We start from the raw sequence: 17,842 nt of genomic DNA on the forward strand, positions 1-17,842 counted from the left end.
GGGACTCCATAAAAATTGTTCAACTTGTTGTGGCAATTCTTCAACTATTTCCCTCAGGATAATGTTAATATTTCTTTGCGGTGACTTTACCCAGAAGCTATAAAAACGGCCTTCCGAAAACCTTCTGGAAAATAAGTCATTGATTGCAAAGATATTTTTACTGAGCAAAGAAGATGGGGATGAAGCACAAGAGTTTCCGTTTTGGCGAGTGGCGGGTCGATCCAGCCACCAATACCCTCAGCTGCGGCGTACTCAACCGGCAGCTGGAACCGCGGGCGATGGACGTGCTGCTGTACTTGTGCCGCCATCCGCATGTGGTCATTTCGGCCGAGACGCTGCTCGATGCCTGCTGGGGCGACGTCTCGCCCAGCGACAACGCCATCCACAAAATCATCACCCAGTTGCGCCGGGCGCTGGACGACTCCGCAACCGAACCGCGCTATATAGAAACCATCCGCAAACGCGGCTACCGCCTGCTGGCCGAACTGAGCTATGACGACGAAGTCAGCCAGGGCAGCTGGCTGCACGCCTCGCCCTTCCGCGGCCTGGAAGCATTTGAAGAACAGCACGCCGCCATCTTCTTTGGCCGCAAACTGAGTGTCGACCAGCTGGTGCAGGTGGTGGTGGCGCAAGCCCAGGCCGCTTGCGCGATGGTGCTGGTGCTCGGTCCATCCGGCGCCGGCAAGACCTCGCTGGTACAGGCCGGCCTGATTCCAGCGTTGAAAGCGGGCGCCGCACCGGCCGAATCCGGTATCGCCATCAGCGCCCACGTGCAGCTCGATTGCGCCGACATGGGCCAGTCCGGCCTGCTCGAGACACTGGCCAGCGTGCTGCTGGACGCCGAAATCGATGGCCGCATGCTGTTTGAAAACACCAGCGCCGCAGCGCTGGCCCAGCACATGGCGCAGGACTTGCCATCGCTGATCGAACATCTGCAGCGCCAGCTACCCGCCATCCAGCTGCTGCTGTTCATCGACCGTTTTGAAGCCGTGTTCCGGCTGCCGCACGTCACCGACACCGAGCGTGCCGTCTTCATCAACGTGCTGGACCAGCTGGCGCGCTCCGGCAGCATGCAGCTGGTACTGGCCTGCCGCAACGACTTCTACCCGCATCTGGCCTCCTATCCAGCGCTGATGAGCCTGAAACTGAGCGGCGGCCACTTCGACCTGACGCCGCCCGGCAGCGCCGACATCGCCCAGATCGTCCGCCACCCGGCCCAGGTGGCGCAGCTGCGCTACACCGTGGATGAGCGCGGCGAAGGCCTGGATGAAGTCCTGTGCCACGCTGCCCGTTCCGGTGCCGACAGCCTGCCGCTGCTGCAGTACTGCCTGCAAGAGCTGTACCGCCAGCGCAGTCCTGAAGGCGAGCTGAGCCACGCCGCCTTTCACGCCATGGGCGGGCTGGAAGGCGCCATCGGCGCGCGGGCAGAACAAGTGATCTCCGAACTGGGCGCGCCACAGATCGCCGCCCTGCCCCACGTGTTGTCGCAGCTGGTGCTGGTGGCAGAAGACGAAGCCACCGTGAGCTCGCGCCGCGTGCCGTGGTCTGCCCTGCGCAATGACGCCGAGATCAAACTGGTCCAGGCGCTGGTCGATGCCCACTTGTTCGTAAGCGACCTGCAAGGTGGCGCTCCTGCCTTCGGCCTGGCCCATGAAGCCCTGCTGCGCCGCTGGCCGCGCGTAGTCGCGTGGATCGAAGAACACCGCCAGACGCTGCAAATCCGCAGCCGCATCAGCGCCCAAGCCAACCGCTGGCAAGAAAGCGGCCGCAAGCGCGACATGCTGCTGCCGTCCGGCACCCAGACCAATCAAGCCCGCGAGCTGTTAAACGCCACCAGCCTGAGCCTGACGCAACAAGAACAAAACTTCATCCAGTCCTCGCTGCAAAGCGAGCGCCGCAGCGAGCGCATGCGGATGGCGGTGATGGTCGTAGTCACCTGCCTCGCTATACTTGCTACTGTTTTAGGCATCACGGCCCGCTCCGCACAATCTCAAGCCGAAGCACACCGCGCCGAAGCAGAAGACTTAATGAGCTATATGCTGGGCGAGTTCGTCGAAAAGCTGCGTCCCCTAGGTAAGCTTGAACTACTTGATAGCGTGAGTAACCGTGCTCTGACGTATTTATCGGATGCAAATAAATTGAACGGCGGTAGTGCGGCGCAAACGCAGCGAGCAAAGTCGCTGCAGCTGATTTCTGAAGTTAAGATTGCTCGTGGTGACCCTATCAGTGCCAATACTGCCTTGTTGGCCGGGCGCGAAATCCTACAACGTCAGCTCGCCGCCACCCCAAACGACACTACCCTACTACGTAGTGCTGGCGAAAATGCATTCTGGCTTGGTCAAATCCATACAGATAAAAAGGAGTGGTCTGAGGCAAGAAAGTACTATCAGGAATACCTTTCTCACGCGAATCAATGGGCAGCAGTCAGCCCAAATGAGAAATTAGCCTGGGTAGAGCAATCTTACGCGCACAATACCTTAGGTACGATTGCACTCTGGAGCGGCAATGTAAAACAGGCTGTCGACGAATTCACCCTGTCGGTCGCGCTGAAAAATCGTGCATACGGTGCAGCCCCCAACGACAAACAAGAAATCGCCGATCTGGCTGACAGCTTGGCATGGCAGGCAAATGCACAAATGCAACTAGGTCAACTAAACAGAGCCGGGACTTTATATGCACGTCAGTTGGAACTGTTAAAAACATTACACGATGCAAATCCCAGCGACAACGTGTGGGTTAAAGAATTAGCAGCAGCTTGGTCTAACCAATCGGAGCTCACACAAGCCCGTGGTGATATCGCATCAAGTCGAAGTTATGCAGAGCGCAGTTACCGGTTATTGAAGCAGAGCGTGGAAAACAATCCTACTAATCGTACCTGGCAACGGAGTATGTATGTTGCGGAATTGCGCCTGGTAGAAACTGGTGAACCTACGACAATTAACCAACTCGACAGGCTTTATCAAAATTTCTTAGAGCTAAGTAAACTAGAGCCTAAAAAGCTGAACCTGCGCTTATCAATGGCCAAAATTAAACATCACAAAGCTTTGGTGCTACTCGATAAGCATAAGCATGCAGCTGCTTCAGACTTTTTGCAGACTGCGGTTGAAGAACTACGCCAATTGAGCCTGGCCGCCCCCACAGATGCAACCATTCGAGACGCGCTAGTTAACGCACTTTTCGTGAATGCGGATCTGTTGGCGATACAAAATAATCAACAAGCGTTAAAACACTGTGATGAAGTAAAGAATTTGCTACAACCTCACATAATCAACAGTAGCGATTTTCGTCTATTAGCACCTTGGGTCAAGGCCAATGTTTGCTTAAACCAAGCAGAGCAATCCGCCACTATCCAGAAACAATTGGAGGCAATGTCTTATCGGGACGTCGCTTACCTGCATTATCTTTCCACCCACCCACTAAAGAAAGCAAGCTTATGAATACTCCGATTTCAGTCACTCCTTTTATTAATATCTTGGTTTGGGTTAAACGTAACGCTAATGGCGGCTACGATGTTACATATCAACCTGCCGTACCCTTGGTTGTGCAACCAGATACGGTAATTAATTATCAAATTGTAGATACTTATGGCGAGAACATCATCTTCTCCGGCTTGAGTGTAGCCCCTATTGAACCAAAACAAATCAGCTATGCTGTCAGTGTAAGTGGCAAGGTCCTGTCGGCCAATGACGCAAATACCTACAGCGGTATTCTAAGTCTGAATCTGCAATTTACTAATCCAACTCGTGGTGAAACTTTCACTCACGATCCACAAATTCGCAACGAACCACAAGGTTAAGCACTAATTTTCATCTCACGCAGGAATAGTATGGTCGACGTAAATCAATTGCAGTTTCAGTCAATACATTACAACGGACAGCAAGCCAGTACGAGCCTTATCGTTACCGGGGCGGTCCACGGCAACGAGACTTGCGGCACCATCGCCATTCAGCGTGTGATGAAGGAACTGGACAGTGGCGTGCTATTTCTACGGCGCGGCACTGTTACTTTCGTTCCGGTGACCAATCCGCTGGCTTACGCCAAAGGCGAACGTGTTGGTGAGCGGAATTTGAATCGTAATCTTTTTTCGAATTCAAACCCGCAGAATTTTGAGGATCGTGTTGCCAACTGGCTGTGCCCTCTTCTTGCGCAGCATGATGTGCTGTTAGACCTGCATTCGTTTAATGCAGCGAGCGAGCCGTTTGTCATGGTCGGGCCGCGTAATAACAATGGGCTACTGGAGCCGTTCAAGCATGAAGAGCAGGAGCGCGCGCTCGCGCGGCGGTTAGGCGTGCGGCGGTTTGTTGACGGTTGGTTGCGCACCTACGGCGATGGCGTGCAGCGTCGCATGAGCGATAGCAGTGAGCTACAAACCGTGCTTCGCTACGGCATGGGTACGACGGAGTACATGCGCTCAACCGGCGGCTATGCGCTGACGCTGGAATGCGGGCAGCACAGCGATCCGCAAGCGCCCGAAGTCGCGTATCGCGCCATTCTGAATACGCTGGCGTTTCTTGGTTTGATCGATGCACCAATGCCTGAACCTATCGCGCCAGAAAATATGGAGGCGCTGAGCATGGTCGCGGTTTACGACAAGCAGCATGCCCACGACACATTCAGCCGCATTTGGTCCAGCTTCGATCCGGTCAAACAGGGTGAGGAAATCGGCCGCCGTGTTGATGGCACGCCGGTACTGGCCGAATTTGATGGCCGCATTCTGTTCCCCGACAGTGCAGCAGGCGCCAACAGCGAATGGTATTACCTCACTCGCCCTAACCCGTCGTTTTAAACCGTCGAGATTTTCAGCCCGATGATGCCGCCAACGATCATGGCGATGCACGTCAATCGTACGATGCTGGCTGGTTCATCCAGCATGACGATGCCATACACCACCGTACCGACCGTGCCGATGCCGGTCCAGATCGCATATGCTGTCCCGAGCGGCAATGTCCGCAGTGCCAAGCCGAGCATGCCGACGCTGCCTGCCATGGCGGTCAGGGTCAGCGCCGAGGGAATCAGCTTGGTAAAGCCTTCAGTATATTTGAGGCCAACCGCCCACACCACTTCCAGCAGGCCGGCCAAGATGAGAATAATCCAGGTCATGCCGAACTATACCATCCACACAAAATTGGTGCGGAGCCTCTAGCCGCGGCGACCTTGCTCGGGTCATAATGGTCGTTCATTACTATAAAAACGGGGAGTCTTCATGCTTTTAGCAGCACAGATCGTCACCGCGCTCGTGGCGCTGATACACGTCTATATCGTCTTGCTGGAAACCGTATTGTTCAATACGCGCGGTCGCCGTGTCTTTGGACTAAGTAAGGAAAAGGCTGATATCGTCCAGCCGGCGATGTCGAATCAAGGCTGCTACAACGGCTTTCTGGTGGCGGCGCTGGTGATCGGCCTTCTGCATCCAGATGCTGCGATCGCCTCGGCGTTCACGGTGTTCGGCCTGGCTTGCGTTGCTGTGGCGGGTATCTGGGGTGGTGTCACGGTGAAGCGCTCTATCCTGCTGATTCAAACCCTGCCTGCCATGATCGGATTGGCGCTGCACTTCGCCGCCTGACAATGCAAACAAAATTCAATTGGATACTGCTGGCCTGCGCAGCAGCGGCGCTGGTCGTCACGGGCTACAAGGAGATGCACGCAAAACCGCAGCCGCATCTGGTGAACGAAGCCTCCTGTACGCCGGAGGCCATCAAGCGCATCGACAGCATCACCGAGCGCGCGATTCAGTCCTCGCAATGCGCTCAGCGAGCTAAATAGGTTTATTGGCGCAGGCTAGGCAGCGTCAGCGTCGGTGCAGAAGACGATGCTGTCTCTGAGGCTGGCTTGGCGCCGGTGCCGCGTAACGCCAGCAGCCAGCCGATGCCGTCGAACCAGAATGGCGATCCGAGCGAAGCGGCAAATGCGGTCGCCATCCAGCCCATCAACGCGAAGACCAGTGCGATCATGAATGCTGCGGCGCCTTTGCCACCCACCTCGTCGAAACGCGTGGCCGGCCAGCCGATTGGCAGCGTTTGCAATTCCTGGGCTTGGGCCTTGGCCTGCTTGGCTTGTGATTGCGCGGTCGTATCAGCCGGCACGGCAGGAGCTGCCGGTGGTTGGACTGCTTGCGCCTTCTGCACCAATTGCGCGGTCAACGCCGAATCGTTCCACAAACGCTGCGACAACTGCAGCGCATCAATGTTCATCGCGCTCGCGTAGAACAGGCCGATCAGGAACAGTACGAACTGCGAGCGACGCTTGTACCAGCCACTGGTGCGCTCCATCACGGTGTCGTACCAGATGCGGATGGCATTTTCCAGCGCCGCCGCGTCATCTTCCCCTTCTCCCATAATCGCTTGCAGCGTGCGCGTCAGCCCTTCATTGCCGACGCTGTTCAACAACACGGCGGCTGTCTGCCCTTTACCGTAACGCGTGGTCAGCGTGGACACAAACGCGCGCGCGAAAATCGCCGATGGAATGTACGACGGCATGCGCCCTTGCTGCGCCAGCCCGGTGATCAGCGGATGCTGCATCACCTCGGCAGTCAGTGATTTGTCACTGAGCTTCTGCAGCCCGAAGCCGCCTTCCAGCCGCAGCAGCCGTTGGATCGATGGCCAGATGCCGCGCAGCCGCGCTTTGTCTTCCGGTTCGTGCAGCAGCGTCAGTACGCCATCCAGCAGCATCTTGGCGCGTGTCTGGAACAGCGAGGCGATCGCTTCCCGCGTAGCACTGCACAGCAAGCTCGTGGCCATGAAAGTGTAGGCCAGGCCTATCGCCACATCCAGATAATGACTCGACATTCCATCCTCGTTAAATTTCCAGCAATGTTCTCACAACATAAAGGATTTTTTGGCCGCCAGCACGCTTTTTATTTATATCGTAGAATCCCGATATTGAAATCGGAAAAACACGATACATATAGACCACCATGGACATAGACGCCATCCACAAAGCCCTCGCCAACCCGATGCGGCGCCAGATTCTGGCGTGGCTGAAGGAGCCCGAGGTGTATTTCGCGGAACAGCAACACCCGCTGAGCCTGGGCGTATGCGCCGGCATGATTGACCGTCGTGCCGGGTTGTCGCAGTCGACCATGTCTGCCCACCTGGCCGTGCTGGTCAAGGCCGGGCTGGTCACGTCGCAGCGTGTAGGCCAGTGGAATTACTTTAAACGTGATGAAGAAGTCATCAAGGCCTTCATCGACCAAATGCAACTATAGGGAGCCTCACCATGCCAACTCTGTTCGATCCAATCACCATCGGCGATATCACACTGAAAAACCGCGTCATCATGGCGCCCCTGACCCGTGCCCGCGCTATCGGTGGCGGCCGCGTGCCGAACGCACTGATGGCCAAGTATTACGAGCAACGCGCTACCGCCGGCCTGATCCTGAGCGAAGCTACTGCCGTCACGCCACAAGGCGTGGGCTATGCCGATACGCCGGGCCTGTGGTCCGATGAGCAGGTGGAAGGCTGGAAGCAAGTCACCGCCGCCGTGCACGCCAAGGGCGGTGTGATCTTCGCGCAGCTGTGGCATGTGGGCCGTATCTCGGATCCAAGCTTCCTGAACGGCGAAGCGCCCGTGTCGGCCAGCGCGATTGCGGCGGAAGGCCATGTGAGCCTGCTGCGTCCGCAACGCGCCTACCCGGTGCCGCGCGCGCTGGAAACTTCGGAACTGGCGGGTGTGGTGGCTGCTTATAAAAAAGCTGCCGAGAACGCCAAGAAGGCTGGCTTTGATGGCGTACAAATTCACGGCGCCAACGGCTATCTGCTGGACCAGTTCCTGCAAAGTAAAACCAACCAGCGTACCGATAACTATGGCGGCCCGGTTGAAAACCGTGCACGTCTGATGCTGGAAGTCACCGATGCTGTGATTGAAGTCTGGGGCGCTGACCGTGTCGGCATGCACCTGGCGCCGCGCCGCGACTCGCACGATATGGGCGATGCCAACCCGGCCGAGACCTTCGGCTATGTGGCGCGCGAACTGGGCAAGCGCAAGATTGCGTTCATCGCTGCGCGTGAAGCGGTGGGTGACGATAGCCTGGGCCCGCTGCTGAAGAAGGAATTTGGGGGCGTGTTTATCGCGAATGAGAAAATGGACAAGTCCGTTGCGCAGCAGGTGCTGGATAGCGGCAACGCGGATGCGATTGCGTTTGGCAAGGACTACATTTCCAACCCGGACCTGGTGCGCCGCCTGGAAATCGATGCGCCGTTGAACCAGTGGAATGCCGATACTTTCTATGCCCCGGGCGAAGTTGGTTATACCGACTACCCTGCCCTGGCTTGATTAGTACCCCGCAGCCCGCACGGCCGCGGGGTCTGACCCCGTCCGGGGTCAGACCCCTCTATCGCTGAGGTTTAACGCGGTTGCGTGTAGTTCACTGGTACGAACACGTAGCCGCCTTTGCTGCTCACGCGCACATGGCCCAACGCCGGGAACGACAGGTGCGGCGCGCCAATCAAATAGCCATCCTTGGCTGCTGCGGCAAACGCTTCCTTGCGTTCGGCAATTGCAATTTTGCTGTCCATGTCGAACTGGATGCCGACGCCCGGATCTTCAAACTGCACCGCCTGCACGTGCAGCAGGTCGCCCAGTAACACCAGCTTCTGCCCTTTGCTTTCCACCACATACGTGATGTGGCCCGGCGTATGGCCGCCGTTGAAGTAGGATTTAATCCCCGGTACCAGCTCGGTATTGGCGACGATAGGCTGGAACTTGCCGGCCTTGACGTAGGGATTAATCGACACCATCGGCCCCTGGAAATTATCCTTGGCTTCGCCGGAAGCCTTGTCCAGATTGGTCTGGTTCAAATAGTAGTCCGCATCCAGCTTGCCCGCGCGCACCACCGCATTCGGGAACACGCGCTGTTCATTGGACGCCAGCCCACCGACGTGGTCGCCATGCATATGGCTGATGTAGATTTCATCGACCTGCTCCGGCTTGTAGCCGGAGGCTTTCAGATTGGTCACGAGCTGGCCCAGCGTTGGACCGAACAGGCTGGCGGCGCCGGTGTCGATCAGCACCAGCTTGGTACCTGTGTTAATCAGGAAGCCGTTGACCGACGTCTGCAAGGGGCTTTTCTGGAACGACTTGTCCAGCGCAGCGATGGTCTTGGCCGGCGGCTGTTTCAGCAGTTTCTCCACCGGCAGGTCCAGCGTGCCGTCGTTGAGCACCGTGACTTCAAAGTCGCCCAGCGTGGTGCGATAAAAACCAGGCGCCTGGAAACGGGCCATCGGCGCGGCGGCGTGCGCGGCTGTCGCGGCCAGCAAGGTGGCGATGAGGGCCAAAGGCTTCAAAATACTTGAGGACATGACTTCCCTTATTTTTGATTGATGTCAGAAACACTACCATACCTCAAAAGCATTGCTTGCACATTCTGCTATCGACAAACGGCTGGATCTCGCTTAACATGAATGCTAATAATTCTCATTACGTTTTTGCCGGTGTCTGTCAATCCGCTTCCCTCCCCTACCTTCGAGACGCTGTATCTTGATCATCATGCCTGGCTCAGAAGCTGGCTGCACCGTCGCCTCGACAACAGCAGCGAAGCGTCGGATCTGGCACAGGATACGTTCGTCAATGTCATCACCACCGGCTACGTCGAGGAGATACGTGAACCACGGCCATTCCTGGCGACGATCGCGAGGCGCCTGCTGGCCCACCGCCATCGCCGCCACATCCTGGAAAGCGCCTACCTGGAGGCGCTCGCCGCCCTGCCACCCGACTGCACGCCCGCACCGGAAACGCGCCTGATGGCGTTGCAGGCACTGCAGGAAGTCGACCTGGCACTGGCTGGCTTGCCGCCCGCCATCAAAGAAGCCTTCCTGCTGGCGCAGCTCGAAGGCCTGACTTATGAGCAAATTGCCGCGCGCCTCGACGTGTCCACCAGTTCAGTCAAGCAGTACCTGGCGCGCGCGAACCGGCAGTGCATCGATTCCGTGTGCGAGCGCTTCAATCAGCTGCATGGCGCTGCCGCCTATCAGGCCTTGTCGCCGATGCGCAAACCGGCTTCGCCGGGCCGGCGCAAAAGCATCGCATTGCTGCTGGGCCTCGGTGCCGCTGGCGGAGCTGGCGTGTTCGGTTCCCGTTCGCAGCCATGGCAGCAGCTGGCTGCCGATCTACATACCGGCGTGGGCGAGCAGCGGGAGTGGACGCTGTCCGATGGCACCCGCGTGCTGTTGAATACCAGCAGTGCGGTCAACGTGCGGTTTGACGGCGACCAGCGTCTGCTCACGCTGGTGGCTGGCGAAATACGGGTCATCACCGGCCATCGCACCACCAACGAAGAACGGCCTTTGCTGGTGCAGACGGCAGAAGGCCGGGTGCGCGCGCTGGGAACCGCATTTACCGTGCGTCAGCAGGATGGCCGCACCGAGGTCGCCGTGCAGCAAAGCGCCGTGGAAATGACACCCGTCGCAGCAACGGGCAGTGTGCGCCTGCTGCATGCTGGTCAGCGCGCGTGGTTCACCGCCGCCGACATCGGCCCGGCCCTGCCCGCTTCCGCCGACCATGCCGCCTGGACGCTGGGCGCCATGGTTGCCGACAATATGCGCCTGGACGATTTCCTGATGGAGCTGGGCCGCTATCGCCGCGGCGTGCTGCGTTGCGATCCGGCCGTCGCCGGGCTGCGCTTGTCCGGCGTATTCCCGCTCAAGGACACCAGTGCGATTCTGGCCATGCTGCCGGCCTCCCTGCCCGTACGGATCCGCTCGGTGAGCCGGTATTGGGTCACCATCGATAAAAAATAATTATTTTCTGCCCGATTTCAAATCTCGCGGCACCTATCAAGTAAGACCGTTTTTTACTTGAGGAATAGCGATGCAAAACCATTTCAAGCGCAGCCCGATTGCCTGCGCCATTTCCCTGATGTTGTGCCTGGGTGCAGGCATGCCGCAAGCGCAAGCGCAGAACACGCCGGCATTGCGCGCGCAGCTGCAGGAGTTCAATATCCCGGCAGGTCAGCTGGCCCCTGCCCTGCGCAGCTTTGCCATGACGGCCGGCGTGACGCTGATTTTTACACCCGAGCAGACTGACCATAAAAACACCGCCGGCCTGCGCGGCGTCTACCTCGTGCCAGATGGCTTTGTCGAACTGCTGGCCGGCTCGGGCCTGGAAGCGGCACGGGTGGAGAATGGCTATGTGCTGCGTCCGGTCACGGCCGCAGCGCAAGCGGGCCAGGAAACCGCCTTGCCGGCAGTGACCGTCAGCGCCAGCCGTCCACTGACGACGGAAGGCACGGGCTCGTACACAGCATCGGCGGCGACCACGGCAACCCGCATGGAATTGTCGCTGCGCGAAACGCCGCAATCGGTCAGCGTGCTGACGCGCCAGCAGATTGACGACCAGGGGCTGGTCACGCTGGACGATGCGGTTAAAAACATCACCGGTCTGGTGATGCAGAAAGGCTATTACTCGGGCAATTCCGGCAGCTTCAGCGCGCGCGGCTTCCCGATCACTAATATGCTGCTTGACGGCCTGCCCACCAGCATGGGCGCCAATGGCACGTTCAACGCTGACAATGCCGATCTGGTCATCTACGACCGCATTGAAGTGGTGCGCGGCGCCAATGGCCTGACCAGCGGCAGCGGCAATCCGTCTGCCGCCATCAATATGGTGCGCAAGCGTCCGACGGCCGATCAGCAAGTCTCGCTGACGGCCAGCGCCGGCCGCTGGAACGACTACCAGTTGCAGCTCGATGCCGCCAACGCGCTCAATGAAGCCAAAACCCTGCGCGGCCGCACCGTCATCAGCGTACAGGACAAGGACAATTTCTACGATGTCGCGCACGACCGCATACAACATGTCTACGGCATTCTAGAAGCCGACATCGCGCCGGGCGCCACGCTGACCGTCGGCGCGCATTATCGCAAGCTGAAAAATAATGGCGGCTACCAGGAATTTCCGACCCACGACAATGGTGCGCAACTGAATCTGCCGCGCTCCACCACACTGGGCAACGCCTACGATTTCTGGCACCAGACCGACAAGACCGTCTTTGCAGAACTGGAGCAGCGCTTTGGCAAGGGCTGGAAGGCCAGACTGTCGGCCATCAAGAAGTGGCAGGACCTCGATACCATATTCTCGTCCTTCGGCGGCAGCGAAGGCGCCTATACGCAAAACAGCCAGGCCTACAAACTGGATAACCAGCAAAGCAGCTTCGACGCCAATGTTGGCGGTCCGTTCTCCTTGCTGGGGCGGGCGCATGAAGTGTCGATCGGCGTCAGCCGCCGCAAGGCGTTCAACAATAACTATGGCGACTGGGGCGTGCGCGATACGCCGCTGGCGCTCGATCCCTTCCACTGGGATCCCTATGCGGCCTCGCGCCCGGTGGCCAACTACGACCGCTGGGCCACCGTCAGCACCTTGCGCGAAACTGGCCTGTATGGCTCGGCGCGGTTCAGCGTTACCGATCCACTGTCGGTAATCGTTGGCGCCCGCAGCAGCTGGTATGACTACACCAATGAGCGCAGCCACGACGGCTACAAGGTCACACGCGAAATCACGCCCTATGCCGGCGCCGTCTACGACCTCAACACCACGCACTCGCTGTACGCCAGCTGGACGCAGATCTTCCAGCCGCAAAGCGCGGTGGATGTGAACGGCAACCTGCTCAAGCCGGTCACCGGCACCAATTACGAAGCCGGCGTCAAAGGCGAGTATTTCGGCGGCCTGCTGAATGCCAGTCTGGCGGTGTTCCAGGTCAGCCAGGAAAATCGTGCGATGACGGACCGCAGCGGCCCATCGCCTTGCCCAGGTACCGGCGCGACATTCTGCTCGCGCGCGTCCGGCAAAGTGGAAAGCAAGGGCATGGAGTTTGAAGTCAGCGGCGAGCTGACACCGGGCTGGCAGGCTACCGCGGGCTATGCCTATGTGTCGGCCAAATATGTGACCGACTCCAATGCCGCCAACATCGGCAAGCTGTTTGATCCTGATTTGCCGCGCCACCAGTTCAAGGCCTCCACCAGCTACCGTCTGCCAGGCGACTTGCAGCGCTGGCGCGTAGGCGGCTCGGTGACGACGCAAAATGCCGTCTACTCGTCCGACGATGCCAGCGTTCAGCAAGGCGGTTATGCCGTGGTCGGCCTGCATGCTGGCTACCAGTTCGACGACCACCTCAGCCTGCGCCTGAATGTGAACAATGTGTTCGACAAGACTTACCTGCAGGGCATAGGCTGGACCGGTGGCGGCAACACCTACGGTGCGCCGCGCAATGCTACCTTGACGCTGAACTACAAGCTTTAAAACGTCAGCGGCAGCCGGAGCGACAACTGCACGTCCGGCGTGTCGCGCGTGAGACCGGCGCCCACCGTGACATTCACGGTGCGCTTCTCGTTGATGCGGTAGGAAAAGCCCACCAGCAGCGTACCCAGCTGGGTACGCACCGATCCCGGTACCGTCACGCCGTTCTGCCGCGTGCGGGCGATGGAACTATGGTCGTAGCCAAAGCTGATCAGTGCGCGGTCGTTGAGCGCCAGGCCTACGCCAAAGTTAAAGCCAAATACATCGCCAGGCGCCACGGTTCCCAAGGGCTCCCACTGGCCATTCAAGACCTTGCGGTTGACGCCGCTGCGCTTGAAGTTGTGCAGATAGCTGACGCTGCCAAACAGTATCGCCGGGTCGCTGGGATAGAGCCACGTCACGCTCGGTTGCAAGGCATAGAAGCCAGAGCCGGTGGGCAGCTCCAGCGGCAGCCCTGTGCCGGTGACGTTGGGGCCGACGCAGCGCGGGCTGCAATCCGTCACCACGTTGAAAGGATCGATCCCGGTGCGCGATTTGACGCGGAGTCCGGCAACGTAAAAAGCCTGGTCGCCGCCGCCCTCATTCAACTGATAGCGCAGCCCCAGTTCAGCATCCCCCATGCCTTTGCCGCTGGTGTCGAATACATTGTCGACACCGGTGCCGGTAAACACTTCGCGGCTCACGGTGGAGTCGCTGCGGTACACATACGGCAGCTTGATTTCCAGTTCGGCGCGCCGGCTCAGGCCGTAGCGGAGGGTCAGCGCAGCCGTGGTGGTATTGCGCTTGACCTCGCGCACATCCACCAGCCCGATCAACAACGCCGGAATGATGGTGTACCCCACCAGTACCACCCGGTTGCTGGAGGCATAGCCAAACTGCAGTGATGGCTCCAGCACCAGTTTGCCACGCGGCGTCAGCACGCCGGGCTGCTCGAACAGCGGCGCGACGGCGGGCGGACGGCTGTCGCCAGCCGGCGCCTCTCCCACCTGATTTTGCGCCTGCGCCCACACACTCCATGACATCATCGCCAGCACACTGGCTTGCCGCTTCGTACTCGAACGCATCGCCGCTCCTTGATGGATTACTTGACGATTGCAGCGCTCAAGGCATCGCGCAGACTGCTTTCAAAATTCACCGCCTTGAGCATGGCCAGATTGCTGACGGTGGTGCTAATCGTCGTCTGGCTGCGTATCGCCTGATCGTTGACGCTGTTCTGTATGACCAGCGCGCCCAGTCCCTGCGTGGACAGCGGCTCGGCCAGGTTGCCGGCGCCATTCTGTACCACCACGGCAGCCAGCGCATCGCTGGCCATCGCGGCTTCCGCAGCACTCAACTGTGTCATATCGGCGATGGAAAAATGGGTACTGGCTACAACACTGCCATTGATCGAAACCAAACGTTCAACACCTAGCGAAACCTGCAGGCCGCCGCCCAGCGAAAAACCGCCGCGCGCTTGCGCCAGCTGGCTGTCATCCACCGCAGTCCAGTCATCCGTTGAATCCGGTGTACCAGCACCAGCGGAGGCCATCGCGCCGCCAAACAGTAGCATCAGCCAGAGCCAATGACGGGTAGGCATAAGGAGTCCTTCCTATTAATAGTTGCCGCTGCCATTCTTGGGCAGGGTCAGATCGGTCAGGCTGCCACGGTTGATCGCGGCATCCAGCGGTGCCTGCGGCGCGAGCCGCCACTCCGCTACCTGGTTAAAGTGTGGCTGGCCGGCCCAGTTATGGATCACAAACAACAGCCGGTCTGGCCACATCGCTTCAAATGCATCCCGGCGCAGCGCCCGCGTGCCGCCGGCCGGATCGCCGATCAGTACCCGTTGCTGGTCCATGCCTTTGATGACGACAAAATGCAGATAGCCGTTATCGACGATCCGCACAATCGCCGGAAAGCGCGCCTCGGCCAGCTTTTGCAGCGGCTGCTGATAGCCGTCGGCGATAAAGCCCAGTTGCGCCAGATAGCGCTTCATGTCCAGCAGCGAGAATCCTTCGCGCTGGATTTTTTGCTGGTCGCCCTGGGCGTACATGGCCGAGAAAACCTGCTCCTCGCTGACGGGCTTGTCGTAGTGGTAGCTCAGCAGCGTCGCCAGCGCGGCTGAGCCGCAACTGAAATCGTGCTGCTGATGCACCGTCGAGCGGAAGCGCGCTTCCTTCAGGCTGGTCACATGCAGCGTGAAGCCTGCGCCGCCGACGCTGGGCAGGTCCGCCGCAGTCGCCGCTTCCATGCACAGCGCTGCGGTCAACAAAATAAGGGATAGTGATTTCATTGCATCTGGATGTTGATGATGGTGGCGTTCTGTATCAGCACATTGGCGCCGGAATTCTGGATCGCGACCGGCAGGCCGGACGCGTTGCTGAATGAAGCATTGCCGATCGTGTTGGCACCCGTGACCACATTCACCGCAGCATTGCCACTGACCGCGCCGTTCAACTGCATATCGTTGCTGACCGTGTCGGCGCCGCCGCGCAAACGCGCCAGCCGGGTTGCTGGTGCAGGTGCACTGTCGAATCCCGGCGGGTCGGCGACCTTGACCTCCACGACAGGCACCAACAGCGGCCTGGCCGCCGCAGGCTCGGACACGGCTGCCAATGGACCGGCGGCACCGCTCTGCCAGCACGTGGTGCATAGCAGTGCGGCACCGAGATATTGACTAATTGATTGCATAGCGTCTCCCTGAGAGTGGCGCGGTGGGGCGCGTCACAATGCACGCGCCCCACGTTGCGCTTAGTGGCCGACCGATAAATTGGACTGCACGTTGACGCTTTGCTGTACCAGCGAGGCGATGCCGCTGTTCTGCGCCGCGACCATGATGCCCGCCGCAGACTGGCCAACGCTGCTCATGGTATTGGACATATTGAAGGTGCCGGCATTGACTGCGATTGCGCCGCCTGCACCACCGGTGCCGCCAGCGGCCGCACCAGCGGTCGCCGCGCCACCCGTGTTGGTGCCACCCGCGCCACCTGCACCGCCGGTATTGCCGCCACCGCCCGCACCACCAGCGCCGCCCGCACCTGCCGTGGCGCTACCGTTGGTCGGACTGCCATTGCTGGCCGTGCCGCCGGTAGCTGCGCCGCCCGCCGCACCGGTACCCGCCGTATTCGACGCCGCACCGCTGCTGGCGCCGGCTGCGCCTGTCGCGCCTGCACCGCCAGATGCACCGGTGCTGCTGGCGGTTCCGCCAACAGCACCTGCGCCGCCCGCACCACTGGTGCCTGTCGCACCGGTGCCGCCGTTTTGCGTCACGGCCGCACCAGCCCCGCCAGCACCACTGGTGGCTGCACCACCTGCCGCACCGTTGCCCGCCGTGCTGGCGCCGCCACTGCCAGCCGCCCCGGCGCCACTGGCACCGCCTGCTGCGCCGCTGCCGCCAGCGCCCCCGGTAGCCGCACCGCTGGTGGCCGTGCCGTCACCGGCCGTGCCCGCACCGCCCGTCGAAGCGCCCGAGCCCGCAGTACCGGTTTGCGCCACCGGCATGTCACCCGCGCCGCCCGGCGTCGTGCTATTGGCCGAACTGGCCGTGCCGCTGCCGGCACCGCCGCCACTGGCGCTACTGTTGGCACTACCAGAGCCGCTACCGGCGCCGCCGCCGCTGGCACCGGCACCGCCGACGCCCGCCGTTCCGCCGGCACCGCCATAGCCGGTTCCCGCAGAACCCGATCCGCCACCATTGCCGCCATTGCTGCCATAGGCACCGCCGCTCGCGCCGCCGCTACCACCGGTCGATCCGCCAACACCGCCACCCGCGCCACCGCTGGCTGCGCCAGTCGCGCCGCCCGCACCGCCGTTACCGCCGTAACTGTCGCCGGCCGAACCACCTGCACCGCCGAGTCCGCCCGCGCCACCCGCACCACCTGCGCCGGTATAGGCGCCGGAAGCGATACCGCCCGCGCCGCCGCTACCGCCTGTGCTGCCGCCCACCGATGGCGAACCATTGAAGGCACTGCCATTGCTGGCACTGCCGCCCGCACCAGCGGCCGCGCCGCTACCGCCATAACTGGCGCCGCCGCTGCCGCCGCTGGCCGCGGCATTCCCACCGGTGGCATTGCCGCCCACACCGCCGTAACCCGCACCGCCAGTGCTGCCGCCGTTGTTAATCGCGCGATTGCCAATGTCTTGGATGGAGTTACCCGTGACCGCGCCATTCAGCGTGGTGGTGGCGTTGGCGCTGGACTGGTTGTACGCATTGCTGAGCGTAGAAGTGGCCGTGCCGCCGTTATTGGCCGCCACACCACCAACCGCGTTGGCCGCAGCGCCACCGGTGCTGTTGTTATTGTTATTCTGGTTTTTCGTGCTGCTATCCTGAACCGCACTGGATGAGTCGGTAGCGTGCGCCCCGGCGCCGGACTGCGTAGTCGCTGTCTGCGCATACGCCTGCGCGCTGAATGCCAACGCGATAGCCGCACCGATTAATGATTTTTTCATAGTTGCTCCTGCCTGAAGAAAGGGATTGAGTGTGGGATAAACATGCGCCCGGAGCACACGCTCCTGGCTACGCTGCTTTCGCAAACTTGGTGCCACCTGCGCCAAGCACTTGATATCACTGGATAAGTACAGCCACAGGGGACTGGTGGTACGGCATCCCGGCCGCTAAATGTCACACCGCTGTGACAACTCA

At 60.2% G+C, this 17,842-nt stretch carries 17 protein-coding genes; 9 read left to right on the forward strand and 8 right to left on the reverse strand.

Annotated features, from left to right (window positions below; translation table 11 throughout):
• Positions 1-179: 179 nt before the first annotated feature.
• Genes GTP58_RS23155 through GTP58_RS23165 form a run of 3 tightly spaced genes read left to right on the forward strand, consistent with a single transcriptional unit; the run spans position 180 to position 4,786 of the window.
• A complete protein-coding gene (locus GTP58_RS23155) occupies positions 180-3,437 on the forward strand; it encodes a winged helix-turn-helix domain-containing protein (RefSeq protein ID WP_161079461.1) in 3,258 nt (1,085 codons plus the stop codon).
• On the forward strand, positions 3,434-3,796 hold the full coding sequence (locus tag GTP58_RS23160) for a hypothetical protein (protein WP_161079462.1): 363 nt from the start codon (positions 3,434-3,436) through the stop codon (positions 3,794-3,796). Before GTP58_RS23155 ends, GTP58_RS23160 begins: the two co-directional genes overlap by 4 nt.
• 30 nt (positions 3,797-3,826) lie before the next feature.
• Complete coding sequence (locus tag GTP58_RS23165) at positions 3,827-4,786, forward strand: succinylglutamate desuccinylase/aspartoacylase family protein (protein ID WP_161079463.1); 960 nt, start codon at positions 3,827-3,829, stop codon at positions 4,784-4,786.
• Here the strand turns inward: GTP58_RS23165 and sugE are convergent.
• Positions 4,783-5,100 carry a quaternary ammonium compound efflux SMR transporter SugE gene (gene sugE, locus GTP58_RS23170; RefSeq protein ID WP_161079464.1) on the reverse strand — a complete coding sequence of 106 codons (318 nt, stop codon included), beginning with the start codon at positions 5,098-5,100 and terminating at the stop codon, positions 4,783-4,785. The two genes, GTP58_RS23165 and sugE, sit on opposite strands and share 4 nt — an antisense overlap.
• Before the next feature lie 103 nt (positions 5,101-5,203).
• Between sugE and GTP58_RS23175 the strand changes: the two genes are divergently transcribed.
• Both GTP58_RS23175 and trbK read left to right on the forward strand, forming a co-directional pair.
• Entirely contained in the window at positions 5,204-5,563 is a 360-nt protein-coding gene (locus GTP58_RS23175) for a DUF1304 domain-containing protein (RefSeq protein ID WP_161079465.1), read from the forward strand.
• Positions 5,564-5,565: 2 nt separating this feature from the next.
• Complete coding sequence (gene trbK / locus GTP58_RS23180) at positions 5,566-5,763, forward strand: entry exclusion lipoprotein TrbK (RefSeq protein ID WP_161079466.1); 198 nt, start codon at positions 5,566-5,568, stop codon at positions 5,761-5,763.
• A 2-nt stretch (positions 5,764-5,765) separates the two neighbouring features.
• On the opposite strand, the gene GTP58_RS23185 is transcribed toward trbK, so the two are convergent.
• Positions 5,766-6,785, reverse strand: a complete 1,020-nt coding sequence (locus tag GTP58_RS23185) for a hypothetical protein (protein WP_161079467.1) — start codon at positions 6,783-6,785, stop codon at positions 5,766-5,768.
• A 128-nt stretch (positions 6,786-6,913) separates the two neighbouring features.
• Here GTP58_RS23185 and GTP58_RS23190 point away from each other — a divergent pair, with 128 nt between their 5' ends.
• Both GTP58_RS23190 and GTP58_RS23195 read left to right on the forward strand, forming a co-directional pair.
• The gene (locus GTP58_RS23190; protein ID WP_072788278.1) at positions 6,914-7,204 is read left to right on the forward strand and encodes a helix-turn-helix transcriptional regulator; all 291 of its coding nucleotides are present in this window, start codon (positions 6,914-6,916) and stop codon (positions 7,202-7,204) included.
• Positions 7,205-7,215: 11 nt separating this feature from the next.
• Positions 7,216-8,271: an alkene reductase gene (locus tag GTP58_RS23195; RefSeq protein WP_161079468.1), complete on the forward strand. Its 1,056-nt coding sequence runs from the start codon at positions 7,216-7,218 to the stop codon at positions 8,269-8,271.
• 71 nt (positions 8,272-8,342) lie between these two features.
• Here GTP58_RS23195 and GTP58_RS23200 read toward each other — a convergent pair whose 3' ends face one another.
• On the reverse strand, positions 8,343-9,296 hold the full coding sequence (locus GTP58_RS23200) for an MBL fold metallo-hydrolase (protein ID WP_161079469.1): 954 nt from the start codon (positions 9,294-9,296) through the stop codon (positions 8,343-8,345).
• Between the two features lie 132 nt (positions 9,297-9,428).
• Between GTP58_RS23200 and GTP58_RS23205 the strand changes: the two genes are divergently transcribed.
• Positions 9,429-10,733: a sigma-70 family RNA polymerase sigma factor gene (locus GTP58_RS23205; protein WP_373924773.1), complete on the forward strand. Its 1,305-nt coding sequence runs from the start codon at positions 9,429-9,431 to the stop codon at positions 10,731-10,733.
• 70 nt (positions 10,734-10,803) lie between these two features.
• On the forward strand, positions 10,804-13,227 hold the full coding sequence (locus GTP58_RS23210) for a TonB-dependent receptor (protein WP_161079471.1): 2,424 nt from the start codon (positions 10,804-10,806) through the stop codon (positions 13,225-13,227).
• On the opposite strand, the gene GTP58_RS23215 is transcribed toward GTP58_RS23210, so the two are convergent.
• The 5 genes from GTP58_RS23215 to GTP58_RS23235 are packed head-to-tail and all read right to left on the reverse strand — an operon-like array spanning position 13,224 to position 17,649.
• Entirely contained in the window at positions 13,224-14,288 is a 1,065-nt protein-coding gene (locus GTP58_RS23215; RefSeq protein ID WP_202413831.1) for an acetate kinase, read from the reverse strand. The genes GTP58_RS23210 and GTP58_RS23215 overlap by 4 nt on opposite strands.
• 17 nt (positions 14,289-14,305) lie before the next feature.
• On the reverse strand, positions 14,306-14,800 hold the full coding sequence (locus tag GTP58_RS23220) for a hypothetical protein (RefSeq protein WP_229215717.1): 495 nt from the start codon (positions 14,798-14,800) through the stop codon (positions 14,306-14,308).
• Between the two features lie 15 nt (positions 14,801-14,815).
• Positions 14,816-15,493, reverse strand: coding sequence for a C39 family peptidase (locus tag GTP58_RS23225; RefSeq protein WP_161079472.1), 678 nt, complete (start codon positions 15,491-15,493; stop codon positions 14,816-14,818).
• Positions 15,490-15,891: a hypothetical protein gene (locus GTP58_RS23230; protein ID WP_161079473.1), complete on the reverse strand. Its 402-nt coding sequence runs from the start codon at positions 15,889-15,891 to the stop codon at positions 15,490-15,492. The genes GTP58_RS23225 and GTP58_RS23230 overlap by 4 nt, the downstream gene beginning before the upstream one ends.
• Positions 15,892-15,951: 60 nt before the next feature.
• Positions 15,952-17,649 carry a hypothetical protein gene (locus GTP58_RS23235; RefSeq protein WP_161079474.1) on the reverse strand — a complete coding sequence of 566 codons (1,698 nt, stop codon included), beginning with the start codon at positions 17,647-17,649 and terminating at the stop codon, positions 15,952-15,954.
• Positions 17,650-17,842 lie beyond the last annotated feature (193 nt).

The organism is Duganella sp. CY15W, assembly GCF_009857555.1.
Classification (GTDB): Bacteria; Pseudomonadota; Gammaproteobacteria; order Burkholderiales; family Burkholderiaceae_D; genus Rugamonas; species Rugamonas sacchari.